The organism is uncultured Eudoraea sp., assembly GCF_947258525.1.
Classification (GTDB): Bacteria; Bacteroidota; Bacteroidia; order Flavobacteriales; family Flavobacteriaceae; genus Eudoraea.
The window spans coordinates 1-3,759 of sequence record NZ_CAMYIP010000095.1 but is presented as its reverse complement, the minus strand read 5'-3'; the positions used below and the strand labels follow the sequence as shown (position 1 = coordinate 3,759).

The 3,759-nt window shown below is 35.0% G+C and carries 4 protein-coding genes; all 4 read left to right on the top strand.

Features of this window, described 5'->3' with window-relative positions; all coding sequences use genetic code 11:
* Positions 1 to 445: 445 nt before the first annotated feature.
* A complete protein-coding gene (locus Q0X89_RS07500) occupies positions 446 to 1,075 on the top strand; it encodes an adenylate/guanylate cyclase domain-containing protein (RefSeq protein ID WP_297692727.1) in 630 nt (209 codons plus the stop codon).
* A complete protein-coding gene (locus Q0X89_RS07495) occupies positions 1,032 to 2,513 on the top strand; it encodes a hypothetical protein (protein WP_297692725.1) in 1,482 nt (493 codons plus the stop codon). The genes Q0X89_RS07500 and Q0X89_RS07495 overlap by 44 nt, the downstream gene beginning before the upstream one ends.
* Before the next feature lie 137 nt (positions 2,514 to 2,650).
* On the top strand, positions 2,651 to 3,175 hold the full coding sequence (locus Q0X89_RS07490) for a nuclear transport factor 2 family protein (RefSeq protein WP_297692724.1): 525 nt from the start codon (positions 2,651 to 2,653) through the stop codon (positions 3,173 to 3,175).
* Between the two features lie 84 nt (positions 3,176 to 3,259).
* Positions 3,260 to 3,759, top strand: a 500-nt coding sequence (locus tag Q0X89_RS07485; RefSeq protein WP_297692721.1) for an alpha/beta hydrolase, incomplete at its 3' end; no start/stop codon positions are given.

Genomic DNA, 3,759 nt, shown 5'->3' with positions numbered 1-3,759 from the left:
GCATTTAAATATGGAGCACCCGCAGCACAAACCCATTCAAGCCCATAAGATAAAAGTAGGTCCTAAAATTCTAACATAATATGACATTTATCATCCAAAAGTGTCCATTGCTCCAGCCTTCTTCTTTAGGCAATTACAATAATGCATGTATGAGGTGGGAAGTATGAGGTGGGAGGAATGAGGTTGGGGTTAAAAGATTGGAGGTGCGAGGTTAACATTCTGATATCATACTTCGCACTTCACACTTTTTTCCTCCCTCGAACATTGACTAACCAAACTACCCTTTCCCTAGCCAAACTCAGATACTGAATGGCCTCAGCCATATACCTCAATAGGTGTTTAATATTAAAAATCCCATCATCTTTTGGAGTTATTAGATCAAATTTGACTACTTCAATCCATTTGATTACCTTAAATAAATATAAAAGATCATACCTGGTAGGTTATGGATACTCTTGATAGACTCATTTCAATAATCATTTATGCAGATATCGTTGGATATTCCTCCATGATGCAAGCAGATGAGGAACTGGCATTAAAAAAACTTAAGCACTTTGAAGAAGTTTTAAATATTCAGTCAAAAAAATATGATGGAGAAATAGTTAAGGCTTATGGCGATGGGTGTCTCATGTTATTCCCAAGTGCCGTAAGTGCCATAAAATGTGCTATAAGCATACAAAGTGATTTGAGAGAAGAACCCTATGTACCGCTTCGAATAGGTGTACATATAGGAGAAATAGTACGTAAAGACCATGATATATTTGGGGATGGTTTAAATATTGCCTCGCGTATTGAATCTATGGGTGTGGCTAATTCTGTTTTAATTAGTTCTGATATATATTTTCAAATAAAAAATCACCCCGAAATCAAAACGGTTAAACTTGGCGATTTTGCCTTTAAAAATATTGAAAGAGACATTACATTATATGCGATATCAAATGATGAATTAACCATTCCCTTATCGCCAGATATGATTGGAAAAGGAAAGATCAGTAACTCCTCTTCTGAATTCTCGAAGAAAAAAATATTTATTGATTCTTGGAGCATTCTTATTATACAATCTTTCAGACTATAATTTCAAAAAAACAAAAACTGAACCCTCTGAGGGATCTGAAATATCCATTGCCGTTCTTCCGTTGCAAAACCTGAATCAAAATGAAGAACTTGAATACTTTTCAGATGGTGTTACTATAGAAATTATTGATGAGCTTGGTAAAATCATCACAATTGTACCAACGGCATTTAGTGCAGCATACCAATATAAAAATTCTAAAGAATCATTTGTCAGTATAGCCAATGCATTAAATGTCAATTATATAATATCGGGAAGCTCTAGAATTTTCGAAGACAGTGTAAAGCTTTCGATTGAACTTTTTGATCCATTTTCAAATAAAAGGATATGGTATGGCTCTTATAATGAGGTGATGAAAAATGCGCCTTCTTTACAATTATCAATAGCAAAGCAAGTTGCAAAAAGTCTTAACGTGAGGCTTAGCTCAGATGAAAAGAAATCCTTAGAAACGGCAAGCACAAAAGATGGTGAAGCTTTTAATTTATTTCTTAAAGCTAAATCCGAAAATTTAGAACTTACACCAGCAGGATTTAATGAAGCAACAAAATATCTAGAAAGAGCGATTGAGCTTGATCCAGACTATTCGCAGGCTTATACTTTGTTAGCATGGAATTCCATGTTGCAATCAGGCGCATGGTTTGGAGGTGACGAATCAACATCTGAAACGCTACGTAAAGTCACCCCCTATATTGAAAAATCACTTGCTTTGAATCCTAAAAGCTCAGACATTTATCTTATAAGGGCTAATTTAAATCTTTTTACAAAGGGCCTGCTTGGTAATGCAAAAAAAGATGTGGAGTATGCCCTGGCATTGAATTCATGGCCAAAAACTCCAACCCCCTACTGTATCTGCACAGTTGTATCCACTTATCTTGCTCTTGGTGACCTTCAAAAAGCGAAAAAGTATGCAAATCTTGGAAGAGAAATTGACCCAGGCAATCTTTTTATTTGGTTTGACAGGGCTAATATCCATATGATGGAGGGTGAATTACAAAAAGCACAAGCGATTTATGAAGAAGCCCTTCAGGTAATAGACATTCCATTTACTCAGTTTTTCCTTGGCTGGAGTTACTATCATGACCAACAATTTTCAAAAGCCTTGCCATATTTAGAAAATGCTTATAAATCCGATGCTTTCAATTTTGTTGTAGCCTATTTGTCCAATACCCACTTTATGCTTGGAGATCAAACTGAAGCCGATCGATACCGGAATGAATTAGAGCAAAGGATGACTTCAGGTAAGTCTAATCTCGATATGGCCATGGCTATGATTACGGCAGCCCAATCAGACTCTGCTGAAACCCTGACCTGGCTAGAAAAAGCTCAGGAGAAAAATGAAAGTCTTTTTGCATATATGGTGAATGTAGACCCTATCTTCAAACCACTTTATGAAGAATCCCGATTTGTGGAAATAAGAAGAAAGATGGAGTATTATGAATAAGCTTATCCAAATTCTTCTTTTTATGAAAGAATTATTGATGTCAATGATAGAAATTAAATAATAACGCATAACAAAAGATAAAATGCATTTGAACAAAGACCGTTGTAGTACATTGATAAACCAAAAATAGAAACATTATGAAAACAAAATTAACATTAGCGCTCATGCTCGCATCCTTGGTGTTATTCATCGGATGTAAAGAAAAACAGAAACAAATTAGTTCTGAAAAAAAAGTCGATTTAGTTAATGATGAGTTTCCTGAAGCGAAAGCTGAAATTGCTCAAGTAATGGATACGATTTGGCAATGCATTGCAGACAAAAATATTGATAAACTGATTTCGTATCATGCTTACGGACCAAAATTCACTGAATTTCAGGATGGAGAAAGAAGAACAGGTTCGAAAGAGAACGAAGCATTTGAAAGAAGTTTTTTTCCAATGTTTACAGGAATTAATAAATGGGATATGCAAGATTTAAAAATAGATGTATTTGGCGATGTAGCATTGGCAACATTTCACACTGATTTCCAACCAATTATCGAGTCGGACACTTTAAAAATTACTGCCCAGATGGGTCTGCTATTTATCAATACAGAAGAGGGTTGGAAAATTACTCATGAGCATTCATCTCCTTTAAGTGAAAAAGGTGAGTTGTCACAATAAAAGGATACTACAGCCCCGTTTATAGCTCATTGCTTCTCAATTCCGATTAGGAGTTCAGCGGCAATCTCCATAAAACAAAGCTCAATGAAAAAGTTATTTACACTTTACATTTCCCTTTTAATCACCTCAAGTGTTTCGGGGCAGGAAATTGTCAAGGCTGAAACCGTGACTTTAAATGATAAAAAGACTTATTATCAGGTATATGGTAAAGGTGAACCATTATTGTTACTTCATGGATGGGGTCAATCCTCTGAATATTGGCTTCCTTATCTCTTAGATTATTATAAAGATTTTGAAGTTTACTTAATTGATCTTCAAGGTCATGGAAGATCTGACATATTTGATCCAAACTGGTCAATAAATTCTGTTGCTAATAACCTCAACGAATTGATTGAATATTTGGAATTAGATCAAGTTAAGGCCATTGGATTAAGTTATGGAGGTGATGTCCTTTTTCAACTTGCTTTAATTAATCCTGAGGTCATTGAATCCATGATTATTATTGGTGCTATAGGTACTTGGGATGTGAAAGAAAATCCTGAATATATAGAGTATTTTAGCTATTCCAATCTTGAGAACCTTAC

What these genes read in the sequence shown, in the direction of transcription:
- Q0X89_RS07490 (WP_297692724.1), top strand. Translation starts at nt 2,651, where the DNA reads ATGAAAACAAAATTAACATTAGCGCTCATGCTCGCATCCTTGGTGTTA.
- Q0X89_RS07500 (WP_297692727.1), top strand. Translation starts at nt 446, where the DNA reads ATGGATACTCTTGATAGACTCATTTCAATAATCATTTATGCAGATATC.